The sequence below is a fragment of the Myxococcus sp. CA033 genome (genome assembly GCF_013336625.1).
Lineage (GTDB): Bacteria > Myxococcota > Myxococcia > Myxococcales > Myxococcaceae > Myxococcus > Myxococcus llanfairpwllgwyngyllgogerychwyrndrobwllllantysiliogogogochensis.
In genome coordinates this window covers 110,576-129,974 of the sequence record NZ_JABUMU010000015.1, presented here as the reverse complement: position 1 = coordinate 129,974, position 19,399 = coordinate 110,576, and the positions used below count along the sequence as shown (strand labels likewise).

At 67.9% G+C, this 19,399-nt stretch carries 18 protein-coding genes and 1 tRNA gene; 15 read left to right on the top strand and 4 right to left on the bottom strand.

The genetic code is table 11. From position 1 onward, the window contains the following. Positions 1 to 148: 148 nt before the first annotated feature. The 3 genes from HUA78_RS29150 to HUA78_RS29140 all read right to left on the bottom strand — a co-directional run bounded on the left by HUA78_RS29150 (position 149) and on the right by HUA78_RS29140 (position 3,932). Positions 149 to 2,092, bottom strand: coding sequence for a hypothetical protein (locus tag HUA78_RS29150; protein WP_174477634.1), 1,944 nt, complete (start codon positions 2,090 to 2,092; stop codon positions 149 to 151). A gap of 175 nt (positions 2,093 to 2,267) precedes the next feature. After that, entirely contained in the window at positions 2,268 to 2,783 is a 516-nt protein-coding gene (locus HUA78_RS29145; RefSeq protein WP_254614449.1) for a DUF3105 domain-containing protein, read from the bottom strand. Between the two features lie 54 nt (positions 2,784 to 2,837). Continuing rightward, a complete protein-coding gene (locus HUA78_RS29140) occupies positions 2,838 to 3,932 on the bottom strand; it encodes a hypothetical protein (RefSeq protein WP_174467816.1) in 1,095 nt (364 codons plus the stop codon). A gap of 238 nt (positions 3,933 to 4,170) precedes the next feature. Here HUA78_RS29140 and HUA78_RS29135 point away from each other — a divergent pair, with 238 nt between their 5' ends. From HUA78_RS29135 to HUA78_RS29120, 4 genes are all read left to right on the top strand, one after another. After that, complete coding sequence (locus tag HUA78_RS29135; RefSeq protein ID WP_141640609.1) at positions 4,171 to 6,003, top strand: M2 family metallopeptidase; 1,833 nt, start codon at positions 4,171 to 4,173, stop codon at positions 6,001 to 6,003. 117 nt (positions 6,004 to 6,120) lie between these two features. Then, complete coding sequence (locus HUA78_RS29130; protein WP_141640610.1) at positions 6,121 to 6,324, top strand: cold-shock protein; 204 nt, start codon at positions 6,121 to 6,123, stop codon at positions 6,322 to 6,324. Between the two features lie 207 nt (positions 6,325 to 6,531). Next, on the top strand, positions 6,532 to 8,517 hold the full coding sequence (locus tag HUA78_RS29125; protein ID WP_254623955.1) for a hypothetical protein: 1,986 nt from the start codon (positions 6,532 to 6,534) through the stop codon (positions 8,515 to 8,517). 30 nt (positions 8,518 to 8,547) lie between these two features. Next, positions 8,548 to 9,498: a class I SAM-dependent methyltransferase gene (locus HUA78_RS29120; RefSeq protein WP_174477632.1), complete on the top strand. Its 951-nt coding sequence runs from the start codon at positions 8,548 to 8,550 to the stop codon at positions 9,496 to 9,498. Between the two features lie 10 nt (positions 9,499 to 9,508). On the opposite strand, the gene HUA78_RS29115 is transcribed toward HUA78_RS29120, so the two are convergent. After that, entirely contained in the window at positions 9,509 to 10,237 is a 729-nt protein-coding gene (locus HUA78_RS29115) for an FKBP-type peptidyl-prolyl cis-trans isomerase (protein WP_174467813.1), read from the bottom strand. A gap of 164 nt (positions 10,238 to 10,401) precedes the next feature. Here HUA78_RS29115 and HUA78_RS29110 point away from each other — a divergent pair, with 164 nt between their 5' ends. The 11 genes from HUA78_RS29110 to pheS all read left to right on the top strand — a co-directional run bounded on the left by HUA78_RS29110 (position 10,402) and on the right by pheS (position 19,367). Further along, positions 10,402 to 10,752 carry a PilZ domain-containing protein gene (locus HUA78_RS29110; RefSeq protein ID WP_141640614.1) on the top strand — a complete coding sequence of 117 codons (351 nt, stop codon included), beginning with the start codon at positions 10,402 to 10,404 and terminating at the stop codon, positions 10,750 to 10,752. Between the two features lie 116 nt (positions 10,753 to 10,868). Beyond that, positions 10,869 to 11,675, top strand: a complete 807-nt coding sequence (locus tag HUA78_RS29105; protein ID WP_141640615.1) for a hypothetical protein — start codon at positions 10,869 to 10,871, stop codon at positions 11,673 to 11,675. Between the two features lie 48 nt (positions 11,676 to 11,723). Further along, on the top strand, positions 11,724 to 12,137 hold the full coding sequence (locus HUA78_RS29100) for a PEGA domain-containing protein (protein WP_371745685.1): 414 nt from the start codon (positions 11,724 to 11,726) through the stop codon (positions 12,135 to 12,137). A gap of 293 nt (positions 12,138 to 12,430) precedes the next feature. After that, the gene (locus HUA78_RS29095; RefSeq protein WP_174455555.1) at positions 12,431 to 13,588 is read left to right on the top strand and encodes an AI-2E family transporter; all 1,158 of its coding nucleotides are present in this window, start codon (positions 12,431 to 12,433) and stop codon (positions 13,586 to 13,588) included. 5 nt (positions 13,589 to 13,593) lie between these two features. After that, positions 13,594 to 14,379: a hypothetical protein gene (locus HUA78_RS29090; RefSeq protein ID WP_174477631.1), complete on the top strand. Its 786-nt coding sequence runs from the start codon at positions 13,594 to 13,596 to the stop codon at positions 14,377 to 14,379. Next, positions 14,376 to 15,062 (top strand): uracil-DNA glycosylase, encoded by a 687-nt coding sequence (locus HUA78_RS29085; protein ID WP_174467947.1) that lies wholly within the window; start codon positions 14,376 to 14,378, stop codon positions 15,060 to 15,062. Before HUA78_RS29090 ends, HUA78_RS29085 begins: the two co-directional genes overlap by 4 nt. A 96-nt stretch (positions 15,063 to 15,158) precedes the next feature. Then, positions 15,159 to 15,230: transfer RNA gene (locus HUA78_RS29080), tRNA-Val, on the top strand. A 76-nt stretch (positions 15,231 to 15,306) separates the two neighbouring features. Continuing rightward, positions 15,307 to 17,235: a threonine--tRNA ligase gene (gene thrS / locus HUA78_RS29075; protein WP_174477630.1), complete on the top strand. Its 1,929-nt coding sequence runs from the start codon at positions 15,307 to 15,309 to the stop codon at positions 17,233 to 17,235. Positions 17,236 to 17,507: 272 nt separating this feature from the next. Beyond that, on the top strand, positions 17,508 to 17,714 hold the full coding sequence (gene rpmI / locus HUA78_RS29070) for a 50S ribosomal protein L35 (protein ID WP_141640619.1): 207 nt from the start codon (positions 17,508 to 17,510) through the stop codon (positions 17,712 to 17,714). Between the two features lie 95 nt (positions 17,715 to 17,809). Next, positions 17,810 to 18,157 (top strand): 50S ribosomal protein L20, encoded by a 348-nt coding sequence (gene rplT / locus HUA78_RS29065; protein ID WP_141640620.1) that lies wholly within the window; start codon positions 17,810 to 17,812, stop codon positions 18,155 to 18,157. Positions 18,158 to 18,317: 160 nt separating this feature from the next. Then, positions 18,318 to 19,367, top strand: coding sequence for a phenylalanine--tRNA ligase subunit alpha (pheS, locus tag HUA78_RS29060; RefSeq protein WP_141640621.1), 1,050 nt, complete (start codon positions 18,318 to 18,320; stop codon positions 19,365 to 19,367). Positions 19,368 to 19,399 lie beyond the last annotated feature (32 nt).

Sequence of the window (19,399 nt, the reverse complement as noted above, 5' to 3'; positions counted from 1 at the left end):
CCGGAGGTACTCCTTCAGTTGGTTCGCGAAGGGGGAGAGGACTCCCCCGGGAACAAAAACACTGAAGTCCGGAAATAGTTGCGCTCCCCGGTGCGAATTCCGAAGGGCCTGGAGGGGCCAAGGGGCCCGACTCTTGGGCCCCTGGGGGCTACCAGGTGATGGCGTCCAGGTGGACGGTGCCCGTCCATCCGCTGTTCGTCGTGAACTCGACACCGAGCTGGTAGAGCGGCGTCGTGCTGTTGGTGGGCAGGGCCACCGTCACGGTGTTCCAGGTTCCCGTCTGGAGGCTGCCCATCGCCGTCCAGCGCCCTGTGTAGCGCCAGCCGCCTGGCTCTCCTTCCAGTGCGAAGGGCTGGATGGCGGTGATGCCACTGCCGCTGGGAATCCAGACGCGGAACGTCACGGTTGCGCCGCGAGGGACGGGGGCGGTGAGGACGGACACGACGCCCGTTCCCGAGGTCCCGCTGAAGGGCACCGCGAGTGAGCGTGTCCCCGCCTGGGCTCGCGCCGTGGAGGACGTCGCGGCCTTGAGTGGAGCGCCCGACGACGACCAGCCCTCGGTGCTGGACTCAAAGCCGTAGCCGCGAGCCGCGCTGCCGCCGTCGCTCGTCCCGGCGTCGGTGCCACCCGAGCCGCCGTCACGTGTTCCGCCATCGCTCGTCCCGGCGTCAGTGCCACCCACGCCGCCGTCGCGCGTGCCGCCATCGCTCGTCCCGGCGTCAGTGCCACCCACGCCGCCGTCGCGCGTGCCGCCATCCGAGCCGCCGTCGCGTGTCCCGGCATCGGTGCCCGCGTCGGTCCCTCCACCCGAGCCGCCATCAGTGCCCCCTCCTGAGCCGGGGAGCGAGGTGCCCGTGGCGGGGAGGGTCAGTCCACCCGCGAGGAGGAACGGGGCCGCGTGAGTCTTGAGGTAGGGCTGTCCATCCGCGCCCAGGTCATTCGGATACGAACTCTGTCCGCCCGCGCCCGCGCCGAAGAGGAGCGCGATGACGCCCGTGTTGGCGAACTTGCGGCGGTGCGCGTCGCCGCTCGTGCCGAAGAAGTATTCGGTGCGGTTGTCGCGATAGCCCGCGCGGGTGCTTCCGTCGTTGTTGATGTTGCGATGCTGGGAGTTGCCGAGCGGAATCTGCCAGAGCACCCATCGCTTGCCGGTGGTCTGGTTCATGAGCGTCAACCACTGCGCGTAGCGATTGAAGGAGCGCGAGGAGATGGAGGCGTTGTCACTGGCATCCCACCAGACGTCCTGGGCCCGCGTCAGCTTGTAGAAGTCCGCGTCGCGGTCCAGCGGGTCTCCGACGAGCACGTCGTAGGTGGCGCCCGTCACGTTGGTTCCAAGGCCCAGGGGTTTGAGGAAGTTGACGACCTTGTCCACCTCGGGCTGGAGCGGGTCGGTGACGGAGCAGCAGGAGATGTCCTTGCCGCTGGCCCACGCGGAGATGTGGATGCCGAGGATGACGTTGTTGGCGCCCACGGACTTGCGGAGCTGGAGGAAGGCGAGGCCCCAGCCGGCCACGGTGTTGGGGAGGCTCGCGAGCTCGGGCATTCCCGTGGCGGCGATCGCGGCATAGGCGTTGGGATTGGAGTTCGTCTGGAACTGGAGGAGCCCCACGGCGTCCGGTTCGATGTGGAGCAGCACCGGCTTGCCGAGCTCCTTCGCGCGCTGGAGCAGAATCTTCAGGTCGCCGAAGTAGCCGCGCATCGTGGCCGCGTTCTGCACCTTGGCGAGCGACTCGCCCTCACCTCCGCCCGGCTCGGCGAACAGTTGGTAGAAGACGGGCGCAGGGAGGAAGCCCTGGGTCTTGGACTCATCGAGGAAGGCCTTCCCCCAGCTTCCATCGGGCTGCCCCCAACCCCAGTTGTCCACCCAGCCCTTGGTGAAGTAGCGGTAGCGCACGTCCCAGGGGACGCCGCTGTCTCGCATCCAGTTCTGACCTGCTTCCTCGAAGAGTCCCACGGCGAGGCGATTGGGCATCCCCGTGGGAACGGGGCCCTTCACACCCGGTGGTTGTGATTGAGCGAGGGCGGGCGACACGGCGGCTGTCAGCCACGCCAACGCCAGCACGGCGAGGTTTCGTCGGAGCGTTGGTTTCATGCCCCTGACTACAAATGGCTGGCAGTCGACAAACCGGTTGCCCGCACCCAGCGTCGGGACGCCTGCCCTCCGTACCGACGGGCGAGCCCCCGCATTCGTGGCCCGCGCCGCGAGGGACGACTGTCATCCGCCGGAACCGCTCATGGGCTCCGAGCGAGGAGTCATGCGCGAGGTTTCACGGGCCCGGGCAGGCAAGGCCAGGCTCGGGGGCATCCGAGTCCTGGTGCGCCAGGAGGCAGCGAAGGGCCTCCGGGTCCACGGCGTCCGCCAGGTACGTGCGTCGCCACAGCAGCGCGGCCACGCGCTGGGGCATCTGCGGGTCTTGCGCCACCAGGGCTCGGCGCACACCGTTTGCGCCCGTGGGCACGCTGGCCGCGGCGGCCTCGAGCTTCGCGACCTCGTCGGGACAGCCGTCGGGGCAGTTATAGAGAAACACCGCGTGCCCGTGCTCCAGGTTGTGGACGTAGAGGCAGCGAGACACGGGCTCCGCGTAGACCCCGCAGCGCGCCACGTTGCCGCAGTGCGGGCCGGAGTTCGGTGGATTCTCTCCGTTGCCGCAGGCCGGGCTGTCGCAGACGGCCAGGTGGCCTGACGACGTCTGCGCGGAGAGTGGGAAGCTGTACTGCTCGCAGCCGCGAAGTTCCCCGTCATCCGAGGAGTCGCACGCGGACAGCGACACGAGCGCGAGCAGCGAAGGGAGCACGACGAGGGCGTGTTTGAGTGGCACGGCCCTTGTCATATCCCATCAGCCCGGGAACGCGCCTCGCCGCTCCACGTCTTGAGCGCGCAGTCCTGGTAGGCCCACGGCCTCCGCGAAGCGGAGGAAGTCGGGCTGGGACAAGCTCCCACCCGTGGCGTGGGCGTGGCCCGCTGTGAGCGCGTCTCCCAGCGCGGAAGGCGTCAGTCCCTGGAGGAGGGTCATCGGATCTCGGGTCGCCTGGCTGCGCAGCGCGAAGTCCACGCGCCCGGGCAGGTAGCCCGTGTTGGCGGCGATGACCAGATGCTCGGGAAGGCGCTGCGCCCACCTCACGGCCACCAGGGGGTGTACCAGGGCCTCGGAGCTGAACAGCAGGAGCGCCACGTTCGTCGCGATGCGTGGAGGTGTCTTCGCGCAGCGTTCGACTTCCCGACGCACTTCCAGGCGGCAGTCGCGCAGTTCGTCCACGCCGGGCACGTGGCCGTCCGCGACGTCCTTCGCGTTGCGTGCGCGCAGGAGGACCTCCAGTGCCCTCGGTGCGGCGAAGCGCGCGGAGCGTCGCGCGGCGTTCACCAGGGACACCGTTTCCACCACGGCCTTGCGGTTCGCGCGTCGCAGCGCGTCCTTGAGGAACGGCATGGGCGCGTCGGTGCCGAGCGCGCCCGCCGTGCCGAGCACCGCGAGCCACTCCAGCGGCCCGGGCACGATGAGCGGCGACACGAGCACATAGGTGAGCAGGCTGGTGCTCGCGGTGGGTTCATGGCCGTGCGCGGAGAGGAGCCGAACCTCGGCGGGAAGCGGCTCGGCTTCTTGGTGACGGTCCACGACGAGCGTGGGGAGGCGAGGTGTCGCCCGGCTGCCCATGGCGAGCACGATGAGGGCTTCGGGCGAGTAGGCGCGGACCCGCTCGAGGAACCCTGGCGAATGGGCATGCTCTCCCTTTCCCGGCACGCGGAGGGCGCCGGATGCACCCAGCGCTTCCAGGGCACGGACGATGAGCACGCCGGACGCGAGCCCATCCACCTCCGGGTGGGGCACGACGAGCACCCGCTTCCCGCGCTGTTGTCCCATGAAGCGACGGGCCTCGGTGAGTGCGTCCTCGGGCGCGGGCCAGGTCGGGTCCTTCGTGTGTCCAAGGAGCATGGCTTCAAAGCTGTAACGCGGCCCGGGGACTCGGGAGGGAGAGGGCAGGGGACTCGCCTGCTCCACGGGCGGGCCCTGGGGCGCGTGTCGTCCCTTTCGTCCGGGGCGCTCGATACCGCTTTCGCGTTGCGTCAGCCGGCGACGAGGCCGGACGCCGACGTGGTGGGACGGGCGCGCAGGTGCCGGAGGGCCTACTTTCGGGATGTCATTGGCCGGCGGTTCCTCTACGGTCCGCCCCATGAAACGGACCCGACTTCCGCAGTCGTTGCTGCGCTCGGCCCTCGCGGCCATGGTGCTGACCGCCGTCCCGGGCTTTGCCCAGGCGCCCGCCGCGAAGGCCACGCCCGAGGAGGCGAAGCAGTTCGCCGAGAAGGTGAACGCGGACCTCAAGCGGCTATGGACGAAACAGGCCACCGCCGAGTGGATCAAGTCCACGTACATCACCGATGACACCGAGCGGAACGCCGCCTACGTCAACGAAGAGGTGCTCGGCTACGTCAACGGCGCCATCAAGGACTCGCGCCGCTTCGACGGCCTGAAGCTCGACGCGGACACCGCGCGCATGCTGCACCTGCTGCGCGTGTCCCAGGCGTTGCCGGCGCCCTCGGACGCGAAGAAGCGCGCGGAGCTGGCGACGACGGCCGCGAAGCTGGAAGGACTCTACGGCAAGGGCAAGTACTGCGGCGCCGACGGCAAGGGCAAGTGCAGGGATTTGGAGGAGCTGTCGGACGTCATGGCGGAGAGCCGTGACTACAACGCGCTGCTGGATGCGTGGCAGGGCTGGCACTCCATCTCCAAGCCCATGCGCCCGCTCTACCAGCAGCTGGTGAGCATCTCCAACGACGGCGCCAAGGACATCGGCTTCAACGACCTGGGCACGCTGTGGCGCTCCGGCTACGACATGCAGCCCGCCGAGTTCGAGAAGGAGGCCCAGCGCCTGTGGGGCCAGGTGAAGCCCCTGTATGACGACCTGCATTGCTATGTGCGGGGCCGGCTGGCGAAGCAGTACGGCGCGGAGAAGGTGCCTTCGGGCAAGCCCATTCCGGCGCACCTGTTGGGCAACATGTGGGCCCAGGAGTGGAACAACATCTACCCCCTGGTGGAGCCGTTCCCCGGTCAGGCCAGCCTGGACGTGGACTCCGAGCTGAAGAAGCAGGACTACGACCCGCTGAAGATGGTGCGGCTGGGTGAGAAGTTCTTCACCTCGCTGGGCCTCAAGTCGCTCCCTGAGTCCTTCTTCGAGCGCTCCCAGTTCACCAAGCCGAAGGACCGGGACGTCGTCTGCCACGCCAGCGCCTGGGACGTGACGTACGAGAACGACCTGCGCATCAAGATGTGCATCAAGCCCACCGAGGAGGACCTCGTCACCATCCACCACGAGCTGGGTCACAACTACTACTACACGTACTATTACAACCTGCCCGTGCTCTATCAGGCCGGCGCGAACGACGGCTTCCACGAGGCCATTGGCGACGCGCTGACGCTGTCCATCACCCCCGCCTATCTCCAGCAGGTCGGTCTGCTGAAGGAAGTGGCGAAGAACGACAAGAACCTCATCAACCTCCAGATGAAGGACGCGCTGGAGAAGGTGGCGTTCCTGCCCTTCGGCCTGCTGGTGGACCAGTGGCGCTGGGAGGTCTTCTCCGGCCGGGTGAAGCCGGCGGACTACAACAAGTCCTGGTGGACGCTGCGCCAGAAGTATCAGGGTGTTGCCGCGCCGGTGGCGCGTTCCGAGCAGGACTTCGACCCGGGCGCCAAGTATCACGTGCCGGCGAACGTCCCCTACACGCGCTACTTCCTGGCCCGCATCCTCCAGTTCCAGTTCCACAAGGCGCTGTGTGAGGCTTCAGGTTTCAAGGGCCCTCTGCACGAGTGCTCCATCTACGGCAACAAGGAGGCCGGAAAGCGGCTCCAGGCGATGCTGGAATTGGGCGCGAGCAAGCCCTGGCCGGAGGCGCTCCAGGTCGTCACTGGAACGCGGAAGATGGATGCGACACCACTGCTGGATTACTTCAGCCCGCTGCGTCAGTGGTTGAAGGCCCAGAACAAGGGCCAGAAGTGCGGCTGGTAGCCTGCTGAAGTGGACTTCCCGGGGAAAGGCCGCATAGATTCCCCGGGTCCTTTAGGGTTCGCTCGGTAGGACCGGACGGCGGATTTTCGCGTCCGTGACGAAAGAAGAAGAAATCGAATGGCTACTGGTACCGTGAAGTGGTTCAACGATGCGAAGGGCTTCGGCTTCATCACCCAGGACGGCGGTGGTGAGGACGTGTTCTGCCACCACACCGCCATCAACATGGATGGCTTCCGCACCCTCCAGGAGGGGCAGAAGGTGGAGTTCGAAGTGGCCCGCGGCCCCAAGGGTCTGCAGGCGCAGAACGTCCGCGCTGGCTGATTCCCGACGTCGTTCGCAACGACTTCCTGGATGCATCATGAGGGTCCGGCCTGCCAAGGTCGGGCCCTTCGTGCTTTCTGGTGCCTGCCCATGTCCTCTCCAAAGCCACGCTTCTTTTCCGCCGTCCGTTCCTGGCCTCTGTTGTTGGCATTGGGATGTGCCACCCCCGCACGGCCCCCTGTCATTGCGCCGGAGGAGTCCCGAGCCATGAAGCCCGCGTTCGACCTGGCGGCGGTGAAGGCCGGACTCGTGGCGAAACATGGGGAGGCGTCGCGCGAGCGCATCGAACGGGGCGTCGATCAGGTCGCCCTGCAATGGCGGGCCGAGGACGGAGACCTGTCTGTCTTCGTGAGTGAGCAGTTCGTGTCGGACGCGCGGGTGTTGGACGCGACGTTCGCCCGGTTGGAGCGGCTGTTCGAGCAGTTGGATGGGCACATGCTCGAGCTGGGGCGCGAGACGCAGTGGTACACGGACCTGGACCTGGGGCCGTTGTTGCCGGTGGAGCCGCTGGTGGCGGCCTATGACCCGTCCTCGCACGTCACCGAGGACCTGTTCCGCGCGAAGGTCGCCTTCGTGGTGCTGCTCAACTTCCCGCTGACGACGCTGTCGGAGCGTACGGAGAAGGGGCCCACGTGGACGCGCAGGCAGTGGGCGGAGGCGAGACTCGCCGGGCGCTTCAGCATGCGGGTTCCCGCGGATATCGCCCAGGAGTCCTCGCGTGAGGTGGCGGCGGCGAACCTCTACATCGCCGAATACAACGTGTGGATGCACCACCTGCTGGACGAGCGCGGCGAGCGGCTCTTCCCGAAGGGGCTGCGGCTCATCAGCCATTGGAACCTGCGCGACGAGCTGAAGGCGGACTACGCGGACCCGCGAGGGCGCGAGAAGCAGCGCATGATCGTCCAGGTGATGGAGCGCATCATCACCCAGACGATTCCGGCGGCCGTCATCGACAACCCGAGGCTGGACTGGAACCCATACACCAACGTTGTCACGGTGGCGCCGGCGGACACGGTGGAGGCGGATGCGCCATCGAAGGAAGCCAAGGCGGACGCGACGCGGGAGCAGGACGTGCGCTACGCGCGGCTGCTCGCCATCTTCCAGGCCGCGCGCAGGGCGGACCCGTTCGTGCCGGTGGCGCCCACGCGCATCGCTCGCGCCTTCGAGCTGGGTCGGGAGCTGCCCGAGGAGCGGGTGAAGGCGCTGCTGACGCAGGTGCTGGAGTCCCCGCTGGTGCCGCGTGTGGCGAAGGAGATTGAGACACGGCTGGGCCGGAAGCTGGAGCCGCAGGACGTCTGGTATTCGGGGTTCAAGCCGGGAGCCCAGCGGCCGGAGTCGGAGCTGGATGCGTTGACTCGCAAGCGCTACCCGAGCGCGGAGGCGTTTGCGCAAGACATGCCCCGCATCCTTCGCGGCATGGGGTTCAGCGCGCAGAAGGCGGACTGGCTCGCGGCGCACATCCGCGTGGATGCCTCGCGGGGGGCGGGACATGCCCAGCAGGCGATGCGCAGGGGGGACTTCCCTCGGCTGCGCACGCGCGTGGAGAAGGAGGGCATGAGCTACAAGGGCTACAACATCGCGGTGCACGAGCTGGGGCACAACGTGGAGCAGGCCTTCAGTCTCTACGGCGTGGACCACACGTTGCTCACGGGTGTCCCCAACAACGCCTTCACGGAGGCGCTGGCCTTCGTGTTCCAGGCGCGGGATTTGGAGCTGCTCGGGCTGGGCAAGCCGGATGCGGCCAGCGAGCGGGAGCGGGTGCTCGGCGACTTCTGGCAGACGTGGGAGCGCTCGGGCATCGCGATGGTGGACATGGGCGTGTGGCACTGGCTGTACGCGCACCCGGAGGCCACCGCCGCGGAGCTGCGTGAGGCGGTGGTGTCGATCTCCCGCGACGTGTGGGCTCGCTACTTCGCGCCGGTGCTGGGGGGCGAGGGGACGACGCTGCTCGCCATCTACAGCCACATGATCAGCTACCCGCTGTATCTGCCGGACTATCCGCTGGGGCATCTCATCGCGTTCCAGATTGAGGAGCACCTGTCGCGCAAGGGGCCGCTGGGCGCGGAGTTCGAGCGGATGGCGACGTATGGCTCGGTGACGCCGGACGTGTGGATGACGCATGCGACGGGCGCGCCGGTGAGCGCGGAGCCGCTGCTGCGGGCGACAGAGGCCGCGTTGAAGGGGAAGCCGTAGTCCCACGCGGTGGTAGGCTGCGCGCCGCACATGCCCATCAAGCGTCGACTCAAGGAGCTGCTGGCCCAAGGACTGGTGAACGGAGGTCGGCGGCTCGGGCTGCTCGACGACCCTCGGCTGTTCCAGGTCTTCGAGCGGAGCGGCTACCACGTCACGCCGAACCACTTCTATCAGCCCATCCCCGACACAAGCTCGCTGCCGGAGTCGCTCTGGAGCGCGCGCTCGGAGCTGGTGGGCGTGGACCTGCGCGAGTCCAGGCAGCTCGAACTCCTGGAGCGCTTCTCCACGCAGTATCGCGACGAATACACGGCCTTCCCGCGCGAGCCCACGGGCGTCCCGCACGAGTTCCACCTGGACAACAGCGCGTTCGGGACGGTGGACGCGGAGCTGCTGTACTGCCTGGTGCGGGAACTCAAACCGCGCCGGCTCTTCGAGATTGGCTCGGGCTGGTCCACGCGGCTGGCGGCGCAGGCGTGCCGGGTGAATGAGTCACACGGCGCGCCCGCTTGTGAGCTGGTGGCGTTCGAGCCCTATCCGAGCGACGTGCTGCGCGCGGGCTTCCCCGGGCTGACGCGCCTGGAGCCGATGAAGGCGCAGGACATTCCATTGTCGGAGGTGGCGAGGCTGGAGGAGAACGACGTCCTCTTCATCGACTCGAGCCACGTGTTGAAGGTGGGCAGTGACGTCCAGGTGGAGTTCCTGGAGCTGCTGCCCCGGTTGAAGAAGGGCGTGGTGGTGCACATCCACGACATCTTCCTGCCGGCGGAGTACCCCAGGGCCTGGGTGCTGGAGCACCGGCGCTTCTGGACGGAGCAGTACCTGCTCCAGGCGTTCCTGTCCTTCAATGACAGCTTCGAGGTGCTCTGGGGCAGCAGCTTCATGCACCTGACGCATGCGGACCGACTGCGTCAGGCCTTCCCGTCGTATCGAGGCGCTCCCGTGGACTGGCCCGGGAGCTTCTGGATTCGTCGGGTGAAGTGAGCCGCGCGGCTTACCGCCGGGACGTGTCGCCGGGGATGTCCACCAGCTCCACGTCGAAGACGAGGACGGCGTTGGGCGGAATGCGCGAGCCCGGAGGAGGGCGCTCGCCGTACGCGGTGGCGCCGGGGCACGTGAGCTTCGCCTTGCCGCCCACCTTCATCCGCGCGACGCCCTGGGTCCAGCAGGCGATGACGCCGTTGAGGGGGAACTCGACGGGGATGCCGCGCTTGGCCGACGTGTCGAACACGGAGCCATCCACCAGCCGCCCTTCGTAGTGGACCTTCACGGTGTCGGTGACGCGGGGGCTCTTGCCGTTGCCCGCCTGCGTCTCGCGATAGATGACGCCCGTGGGCAGCTTCACCGCGCCGGGCTCCTTCGCCGCGCGCTCCAGCGCCGCGTTGCCGGCCTGGGACTGACGCGACTTCGCGAACGCCTGAATCTTGGGCGCGTACTCCTTCGGCTCGACGGTGGAAGTGCCGGCCATTCCGTCGGCGACGCCACGCTGGAGGATGAGGACTTCTTCTGGCGTGAGGGCGAAGAGGGAGAGGTCCTTCCCCACGCTGACGCCGAGCGCGTAGATGGTCTTTCCGTCCTCGGAGAGTTCCCCGGGAGGAGGAGTCGGGGCCGAGGGAGCCTTCGCCGTGGGCTCGGACTTCTTCGCCGCGCCGCCACCCTGGGCGTGTGCTCCCGTGGTGCCAAGCACCAGGGCGAGTGTCGCCATGCACATCGTCGTTCGCATGCTTCCACCTTTCATCATGTGGGCTGGAATATAGGGCCCACGCGCTCGCGCCCAGCACGGAGTGGTGGGTCGTTTTCTTGCGAGTTCAGCACCTGCCTCTACCCTGCATCCAGGTTGCTTCAACCCCGGAGCAACCTGTTGCACGCAGCGGAGGCGACGGAGCGATGAGCGACAAGCGGAAGGCGAAGCGGGCGCCCCTCGACATCTACCTGAACAAGTACATGGGCGGCGTGCCGTACATGTCGCGGGCCGCGGACATCAGCCCGGAAGGGGTGAGTCTGGCACGGTTGATTGAACCCCAGCACGAAGCCAAGCGCGTGGGCCTCCAGTTCCAGCTCCCGGGCTCGGAAGAAATCATCTACGCGGAAGGCGAAGTCGTACGCGAGTGGGTGGAGCTGTCCACCGCCAAACGCGGCGAGCGCTCCGGCGTGAAGTTCACCCTCCTCACCGAGCGGCACCGGAAGATGATCGACGCCTACGTCGACCGTCACGGCCGCCCGGGCAGCGAGAACTGACGCGACGCGTTGCTCCTCGGAGGTTGTCTTGACTTCCAAGGAGGCGGGCTCCTTGAATGGGCAGCCATTCTGCCCTGGGACTACCCAAGGTATCGGGTGAGGACGGGAGGAGCTCCATGCGGCATTTGCGATGGGCGGTGTTGCTGGCCGTGCCTCTGTCGGCGTTCGGCCAGGGCAAGGCGGCGAAGCCCGTCCCCACCGTTGAGGTTGTCCGTCCGGTGGGGAGTGTGGGCGTGAATTGGGAGGGGCAGGTGCTTCGGGCGACCGGGGCGGGTGCTCCCGATTTGAAGGCGGCAAATCCGGGGCAGGCGCGCCTGGGGGCCGAGCGCTCCGCGAAGCAGGATGCGTCCAAGAATCTCCTCGAGCAGGTGCGCACGCTGCAGTTGAGCGCGGGGCGGAGCGTCGGCGACGAGATGGCGCGGAGCGAGGTGCGCGAGCGGGTGGAGACGGCGGTCCGCGGCCACAAGGTCGTCGCCAAGCGTTTCTTCTCGGACAGTGGCGTGGAGCTGGATGTGGAGGTGCCGCTGGCGGCGATTACGTCCGCGCTGGTGGTGCCCGCACCGGGAGCGACCATCGTCTTCAACAGCGCGGGCGCGAAGAAGTACACGGGCCTCGTGGTGGATGCGCGAGGGTTGGGGCTCAAGCCCGTGCTCGCGCCCCGGCTGCTGGATGCGGCGGGCAAGGCGCTCTATGGGGCGGGTGCGCTCGCGAGCGAGGTCCGTGAGTCCACCGGTGTCGCCGCGTGGTTCAACAGCCTGGATGCGGCGAAGAAGGCCGCGCTGGTGGGAGAGAAGCCCATGGTGGTGAAGGCCACCGGGTTGAAGGGCTCCGACCTGGTGCTCGCCTCGGATGACGTGAAGACGCTGGGAGAGGTCAACACGGGCTTCCTGGCCGAGGGCCGTGTCGTCATCGTCACGCAGTAGCGCGGATGCAGGCTCCCGAGGCCCGGTTCCGCGCGGCAGGGGACTTCGGTGGAAGGTCGACAGGGTGATGGGGTGAGTGGTGCGCGGGTGGGACGGTGGCCGAGGTACGGCGCGGGATTGTTCCTGCTGTCACTGCTGGGGTGCGCGGGGCGGCAGGAGCCCGACTCGATGGCGCGGGCGCGCGAGCTGATGGCTGGTGCCCAGGGCACGAGTGGAGACGTGGTGCTGCGGTGTGATCCCGATGACGCCGAGGTGTATCTGGACGGCGTGCTCCAGGGCGCGTGCAGCGACTACGCCGGCAATCCCCGGGGGCTGACGCTGGGGAGGGGCCTGCATCAAATCGAAGTGAAGAAGCAGGGATACTGGCCCTATACGACGTACTACGAGCCCAGTGGCGCCCGGGCGAGGCTGACCATCCAGTTGCGCTCCTCGGAGAGCGCGCCCGGGGGAAGCACTCCGTGACGGGTGTCGCGGGTTCGTGGCGGGGATGCTCGAGGGGGCTGCCTGCCGTTCATCCAACCAGGCGGGACCGCGCCACGGATGCCCTCGTGGTTTCCCTGGAAGCCTGGGCGATGATGCGCCGTGGGTCCGGGCCTTTCCGTCCGAACCCTGACGGGGCCTAAGCTGGACGCTTTCGGGATGCGCAATGACGGCTTGAAGAAGCCGTAATCCACGAACGATTCGTGGAAGAGGAGTGGGTCATCGGACGCCGCAACAACAAGAAGAGCAGCCCCGGGTCGGTGAGCCAGGCGCCGGTGCCTCCCGTGCTTCACTCCGTGAAGGAAGCGCCGTCGCCGCCGGTGGCAGCGGTGCCGGAGGTCGAGCTGACGGAGGTCGAGGCTCGCCGCATCGACCTGTGGTGGTCGGCGGTGATGGTGGGCTCGCTGGGATTGGTGTTCGCGCTGCTGGCGGTGTTCGGCGGCGTGGCGGTGCCGGTGCTGCTGGCGCTGTCCGGAGCCTACATCTTCAATCCGATGGTGACGGCCCTGGAGCGCAGGGGGTTGGATCGGACGCTGGGGACGACGGTGGTCTTCGTGGCGGGGACCCTGCTGATGGTGGGCGCGGTGCTCTATCTCGTCCCGGTGTTTCGTGACGAGGCGCTGAAGCTGCCGGACTTCTTCCGTCGCGCGAGCACGCAGGTGGTGCCTCGGCTGGAGGGGTTGCTGGGGCGCTCGGTGCCGGACCTGGTGCGGCAGCGCACCACGGAGTTGGGACAGCAGGCGTCGGACCTGGTGCAGAGCGCGGGCCCCGCCGCCGCGCGCCTCCTGGCGGCCTTCGCGGGCAACACGGCGCGGTTCGTCGTGACGCTGCTGGGGCTGGCGGTGGTGCCGGTGCTGGCCTTCTTCTTCCTGCAGGACTACCCGCGACTGATGGGGCGGCTGAAGGACCTGCTGCCGCGACGCGCGGTGGGGCTGGTGGGACGTCGCTTCGCGGAGGTCGACGAGGTGCTGTCCGCCTTCGTGCGCGGGCAGTTGACGGTGGGCGCGATGCTGTCGGTCATCTACGCCGCGGGCCTGTCGGTGGCGCGCATCGACATGGCCATCGTCATCGGGGTGATCGCCGGGTTCGGCAACATGGTGCCGTACCTGGGGACGGGGCTCGGAATCGTGCTCTCGCTGGTGGGGTTGATGCTGTCGTGGCAGGGGCCCTGGCAGCTGGGCGTGGTGGCGGGCACGTTCATCTTCGGCCAGATGCTGGAGGGCTTCGTCATCACCCCGCGCATTGTCGGAGAGAAGGTGGGGCTCGCGCCGGTAGCGGTCATCATCGCCATCCTGGCGTTCGGTGAGCTGTTCGGCTTCGTGGGCATCCTCCTGGCGGTGCCGGTGGCGGCCATCCTCAAGGTTGTCTTGAGCGTGGTGGTGCAGCGCTACCAGCGGACCTCGCTGTACACGGGCGAGGCTCGCTCGAAGTGATCGGCGTGGCGGTGTTGCTGGCGGCGGTGCTGGCGCAGGCTCCAGGCCCCGCCAGCCTGACGCTGCCCCACTATCGGCTCCACCTCCGGGTGGATGAGTCGGTGGACGCGGATGCCCTGCGCTCCCTCGCTGGTAGCGGGACGGTGCTGTGGCTGAGCACCCGCTCGAACATGTTGCGAGACTCGACGCTGGAGGCGCTCAAGAGCTTCCCCGAGGTCTATGTCCAGGTCCGTCCACCGCTCCTGGAGGCGCATGCGCGGCAGCTCGGGCGGGCACCACGGGTGGGGCTCTGGGTGGATTCGTCGACGCTCGACGCGTCGGGCTGGCACCACCGGCTGGGGCCCAGGGCCGTGGCGGTGGAGGTCCGTGGGGTGCTCGATGTGGACGTCGCCAGTCGCGTGGCGGACGTGAGGCCCTCGCGGGTGGCGTGGTTTCCCGGGCCCGAGGATGCGAGCCTGGCGGGCTGGGGCGAGTTCGTGCAGCTCCCGGGTGCGAAGCTGCTGGGGCCCATCGCGCTGGGTGGGCGCGACGTGGCTCTCGGCGCGTGGCCCTGGAGGTCTTCGGCGTCGAGGGTCTTGTTGTGGACCGACGCGAAGGGGAGGGCGCTGGGAAGCGCTGTCCGGCGGATCCGCGTGAGGGAGCCCTTGGATGAGGTGACCCTCGTCGCGCTGTTCGTCCAGGAGCCGGCCACGGAGCTGGAGCTTGAAGTGGGCGCGGACCCGGAGTCCCTGGGTTATGCCCGGGCCTGGGTCGAGCGGCTGGAGGCCGCGGTGAGCGGGAGCGCGCGGTGACGAAGCTGGAGCAACTGCATCAGGAGATTTCGTCGTGCCGGAGCTGTCCCCGGCTGGTGGAGTGGCGCGAGGAAGTCGCCCGGGTGAAGCGCCGCGCGTACCGCGAGTGGACCTACTGGGGGCGGCCGGTGCCGGGCTTCGGAGATCCGCGGGCGAGGCTCGTCATCGTCGGCCTGGCGCCGGCGGCGCATGGGGCCAACCGGACGGGGCGCATGTTCACCGGAGACAGGTCCGGGGACTTCCTTTTCGCGGGACTGCACCGGGCGGGGTTCGCGAACCAGGGGACGAGTGAGCACCGGGAGGACGGGCTTGCGCTGAAGGATGCCTTCATCGTGGCGGCCGCCCGCTGCGCTCCGCCGGACAACAAGCCGCTTCCCGAGGAGCTGGCTCGCTGTGCGCCGTTCCTGGATCGGGAGATGGCCCTGTTGCCCGCCCGGGTGCTGCTCGCCCTGGGGGCCATCGGCTGGAACGCGGCGCTCGCCTCGCTGGAGCGGACCGGAATGAAGTTCGGATCGCCGCGCCCCGCGTTCGGACACGGAGCGGAGCTGGAGCTCCCAAATGGGCGGATCCTCCTGGGCTGCTACCACGTCAGTCAGCAGAACACGCAGACGGGGCGGCTGACGCCGGCCATGTTCGATGTGGTGATGGCGAGGGTCCGAGCGCTGATCGCAGCGAAGGCGTAGGGACGCGCCGGGAAATTGGGAAGATCGGATGCGCAGTCGCGTGTTTGCTTGACAGCTACGGGAGCCCGCTGTTATTCCCCGCGCCACCTCAGCACCGGGTCGTTAGCTCAGCGGTAGAGCACTACCTTGACACGGTAGGGGTCAGTGGTTCGATCCCACTACGACCCAACACAGTTGATGTGATCTCCAGCGGGCGGCACGGCTTTCAAGAGCCCTGCCGCCCGCGGTTTTTCCGAGGTATCGCATGTCCGACATGATCACGGTCACCCTCCCCGACGGCAGTCAGAAGCAGGCCGCCCGGGGGACCACCATCGCGGACTTCGTTCGGGAGAGCATCGGTGCCGGCCTGGCGAAGGCCGCGCTGTTCGCTCGGGTGAACGGTCAGGACATGGACCTGGCCCGGAGGCTCGACGAGGACGCGAAGCTGCAGATCTTCACGCCCAAGAGCCCGGAGTCCCTGGAACTCATCCGGCACGACGCGGCCCACGTGGTGGCCAGCGCCGTCCAGAAGCTCTTCCCCGGCACGCAGGTGACCATCGGTCCCGCGACGGAGGAGGGCTTCTACTACGACTTCTTCCGCGAGAAGCCGTTCACGCCCGACGACCTGGAGAAGATCGAGGCCGAGGCGAACGCCGAGCTGAAGCGGGACCTCACGTTCGTCCGGACCGAAATCTCCATGGACGACGCCATTCGCCTCTTCGAGGAGAAGGGCGAGAAGTTCAAGGTGGAGATCGTCAAGGACATCGCCGCGCGCGGCGCCAAGACGCTCACCCTCTACACCCATGGCGACTGGGTGGACTTCTGCCTGGGGCCCCACGCCCCGAGCACCGGGAAGATCGGCGTCATCAAGATCCTCTCGTCCAGCGGAGCGTACTGGCGCGGTGACCACCGCAACCCGATGCTCCAGCGCGTCTACGGCACGGCCTTCTTCGACAAGAAGGCGATGCAGGAGTACCTGACGCGCATCGAGGAGTCGAAGAAGCGCGACCACCGCAAGCTGGGCAAGGAGCTGGACCTCTTCCACTTCCACCCGTACGCGCCCGGCGCCGCCTTCTGGACCCCGAAGGGCACGACGTTCTACCAGACGCTCTCCGACTGGATGCGCCGGCTCACGGCGAATGACGGCTACGTGGAGATCAAGACGCCCCTGATGTTCAACAAGGGCCTCTGGGAGACGAGCGGCCACTGGGGCAAGTACAAGGAGAACATGTTCCTCGTGCTCGACAGTGAGTCGGGTGAGCATGACTTCTCGCTCAAGCCGATGAACTGCCCGTCGCACCACCTGTTCTACGGCTTCAAGAAGCACAGCTACCGCGACCTGCCGCTGCGCCTGCACACCCAGGACGTGCTGCACCGCAACGAGGCGGCGGGCTCGCTCGGCGGCCTCACCCGGGTGCGCCAGTTCGCGCAGGACGACGCGCACATCTACTGCACGGAGGCGCAGATCACCGACGAGGTGAAGCGCTTCGTGAAGCTGCTGGACCACGTCTACAAGGCGGTGGGCCTGACGTACGCGGTGAAGCTGTCCACGCGTCCGGAACAGCGGCTGGGAGATGACTCCCTGTGGGATCGCGCCGAGGCGGGCCTGAAGACGGCGCTCGAGTCGCTGGGCCTGGAGTACGAGCTGGCCCCGGGCGACGGTGCCTTCTACGGCCCGAAGATCGACTTCACGGTGTCCGACAGTATCGGGCGCCGCTGGCAGCTGGGCACCATGCAGCTGGACTACCTGGCCCCGGAGCGCTTCGACCTGTCCTACGTGGGCGAGGACAACGCGCTCCACCGGCCCGTCGTGCTCCACCGCGCCATCTTCGGCTCCTTCGAGCGCTTCACCGCCATCCTCATCGAGCACTTCGCGGGGGCCTTCCCGGCGTGGCTGTCGCCCATCCAGGCGGTCATCGTCGTCGTGGCGGACCGGCAGGCGGACTACGCGCGCAAGGTGCGCGACACGCTGCGGGCCAAGGGCTTCCGGGTGGACTTCGACGACCGCGGCATGTCCCTCAACGCGAAGATCCGCGAGGCGCAGCTCCAGAAGATTCCGTTCACCCTCGTGGTGGGCGACAACGAGGTCGCCGCGGAGGGCGTGGCGCCCCGCCGGTACGGGGGCGAGGACCTCAAGAGCATGAAGCTCACGGACTTCGAGGCCCTGTTGGCCAAGGAGACCGCCCTGCCGTAGGCCGTTGGACGGGGTGGTCCGTGCATTGCGGACAGGTCTTGACTCCCCGTCATGCCCAAGTATCTTGGGGCACTTTTGTAGGAATCGTCGCACCCAGCCCGAAAGGGCAGGGGGCGCGGGGACGGTAGGTCGACGGCTTGGCGTGCGGTCGGCGGTAGCCATTCCAGTTGAAAAGAAATAGTGGTAGAGGCTGCCGGCTCCCGCCGTGGCCTTGGGTGAAAACGCCAGAGGCCGTGACGCTGACGGCACGCTGTAAGGAAGGAATCAGGACGATGCCGAAGTTGAAGACCCGCAGTGGCGCGAAGAAGCGCTTCCAGGTGAAGAAGAGCGGCAAGGTCAAGCACGGCAAGGCCTACGGCAAGCACCTCTTCACTCACGCCAAGACGCCGAAGCAGAAGCGCGGCAACCGCGGCACCAGCCATCTTCGCGACATGGATGCGAAGAAGGTCATCAAGGAAATGTTCCCCTACGGGGCCTGAGCCACGGCTCGGCAACCTCGTGGCCCTTGGCGGAGCGGCGTGAAGCCGGCACCGCGCGGGGGCTGACAACCTACGCAGTCCGGAGTGAGTGAAACATGCGCGTCAAGAAGGGTGTAAAGGCTCGTCGCCGTCGCAATAAGATTTTGAAGCTGGCCAAGGGTTTCCGCGGCCGCCGGAAGAACTGCTTCCGCCGGGCGAACCAGGCGGTTGAGCGCGCCCTGGACTACGCCAGCCGCGACCGCATGCAGCGCAAGCGGGACTTCCGTCGCCTGTGGATCGTCCGCATCAATGCGGCGGCCCGCACGGTCGGCCTGTCCTACTCGAAGCTGATCGCCGGCCTGGCGAAGGCGAAGATCAGCCTGGACCGCAAGGTGCTGTCGGACATGGCCATCGCGGACCCCTCGGGCTTCGCGGCCATCGCCAACATCGCGAAGGCGGCCTGATTCACGCCGGTCCTCCCTGAGGGCCAGCGACAGAGCGGGTGAGGTGGCCTTCACGGGCCGCCCGCCTGCGTGAGTAAACGGGCTGCCTCTCCAGGGCGGCCCTTTTTTTTGCCCCGATGGGCCATGCGTCCAGGGGCCGTGCAACGGAGGCGACAAGGCCATGCGGGACAGGTTGCAGGCGTTGGCGGAGGCCGCTCGGCGGGAGATCGCGGGGGCGTCCGAGTTGCCCGCGGTGGAAGCGCTTCGGGTCCGTTACCTGGGCAAGAAGGGCGAGCTGTCCGGAGTCCTTGGCGGCATGGGCAAGCTGCCCCCCGAGGAGCGACGGGCGCTGGGTGAGGTGGCCAACATCGTCAAGGCGGAGCTGGAGAAGCTGCTCGCCGAGGCCACGCAGCGCGCGGAAGACGCCGCGCTGGAGGCCCAGCTCCAGGGGCCCGGGCTGGACGTGACGTTGCCCGGTCGCGCGGTGGCGCCGGGGAGCCGGCACCCGGTGTCGAGGACGATGGAGGACATCGTCCGGACGTTCTCCCGGCTTGGCTTCGACGTGGCCGCGGGCCCCGAAATCGAGCTGGACTACTTCAACTTCGAGGCGCTGAACCTCCCGAAGGACCACCCCGCGCGGGACATGCAGGACACGTTCTACGTGGACGAGCCGTCACTGGGGCACGCGAAGAAGGCGGACAGCTCCGTGTTGCTGCGCACGCACACGTCGCCGGTGCAGGTGCGGTACATGCTGCAGCGCAAGCCACCCATCCGAGCGGTGATGCCGGGGCGGGTGTACCGCCGCGACTCGGACATCACCCACACGCCGATGTTCCACCAGGTGGAAGGCCTGCTGGTGGACAAGGACGTGACGTTCGCCGAGCTGAAGGGCTCGCTGGACGCGTTCGTGAAGGCGTTCTTCGGCTCGGACACGCGCACGCGTTTCCGCCCGTCGTTCTTCCCCTTCACCGAGCCGTCGGCGGAGGTGGACATCTCCTGCACCTCGTGTGGCGGCAAGGGCTGCCGCGTGTGCAAGCAGACGGGCTGGCTGGAGGTGCTGGGCAGCGGGATGGTGCACCCCAACGTGTTCACCTCCGCGGGGTATGACCCGGGCGAGGTGACGGGCTACGCGTTCGGCATGGGCGTGGAGCGCATCGCCATGCTGCGCTACCGCATCGACGACCTGCGGATGATGTTCGAGAACGACGCTCGGTTTCTCGAGCAGTTCTGAGTCCTTCGGGCGCGGCCGCCCGAGCCTCCCGC

Bases quoted from the DNA above. Each gene is read 5' to 3' on its own strand.
- HUA78_RS29150 (WP_174477634.1), bottom strand. From the start codon at position 2,092: ATGAAACCAACGCTCCGACGAAACCTCGCCGTGCTGGCGTTGGCGTGG.
- HUA78_RS29140 (WP_174467816.1), bottom strand. From the start codon at position 3,932: ATGCTCCTTGGACACACGAAGGACCCGACCTGGCCCGCGCCCGAGGAC.
- HUA78_RS29135 (WP_141640609.1), top strand. From the start codon at position 4,171: ATGAAACGGACCCGACTTCCGCAGTCGTTGCTGCGCTCGGCCCTCGCG.
- HUA78_RS29130 (WP_141640610.1), top strand. From the start codon at position 6,121: ATGGCTACTGGTACCGTGAAGTGGTTCAACGATGCGAAGGGCTTCGGC.
- HUA78_RS29125 (WP_254623955.1), top strand. From the start codon at position 6,532: ATGAAGCCCGCGTTCGACCTGGCGGCGGTGAAGGCCGGACTCGTGGCG.
- HUA78_RS29120 (WP_174477632.1), top strand. From the start codon at position 8,548: ATGCCCATCAAGCGTCGACTCAAGGAGCTGCTGGCCCAAGGACTGGTG.
- HUA78_RS29115 (WP_174467813.1), bottom strand. From the start codon at position 10,237: ATGCGAACGACGATGTGCATGGCGACACTCGCCCTGGTGCTTGGCACC.
- HUA78_RS29110 (WP_141640614.1), top strand. From the start codon at position 10,402: ATGAGCGACAAGCGGAAGGCGAAGCGGGCGCCCCTCGACATCTACCTG.
- HUA78_RS29105 (WP_141640615.1), top strand. From the start codon at position 10,869: ATGCGGCATTTGCGATGGGCGGTGTTGCTGGCCGTGCCTCTGTCGGCG.
- thrS (WP_174477630.1), top strand. From the start codon at position 15,307: ATGTCCGACATGATCACGGTCACCCTCCCCGACGGCAGTCAGAAGCAG.
- rpmI (WP_141640619.1), top strand. From the start codon at position 17,508: ATGCCGAAGTTGAAGACCCGCAGTGGCGCGAAGAAGCGCTTCCAGGTG.
- rplT (WP_141640620.1), top strand. From the start codon at position 17,810: ATGCGCGTCAAGAAGGGTGTAAAGGCTCGTCGCCGTCGCAATAAGATT.
- pheS (WP_141640621.1), top strand. From the start codon at position 18,318: ATGCGGGACAGGTTGCAGGCGTTGGCGGAGGCCGCTCGGCGGGAGATC.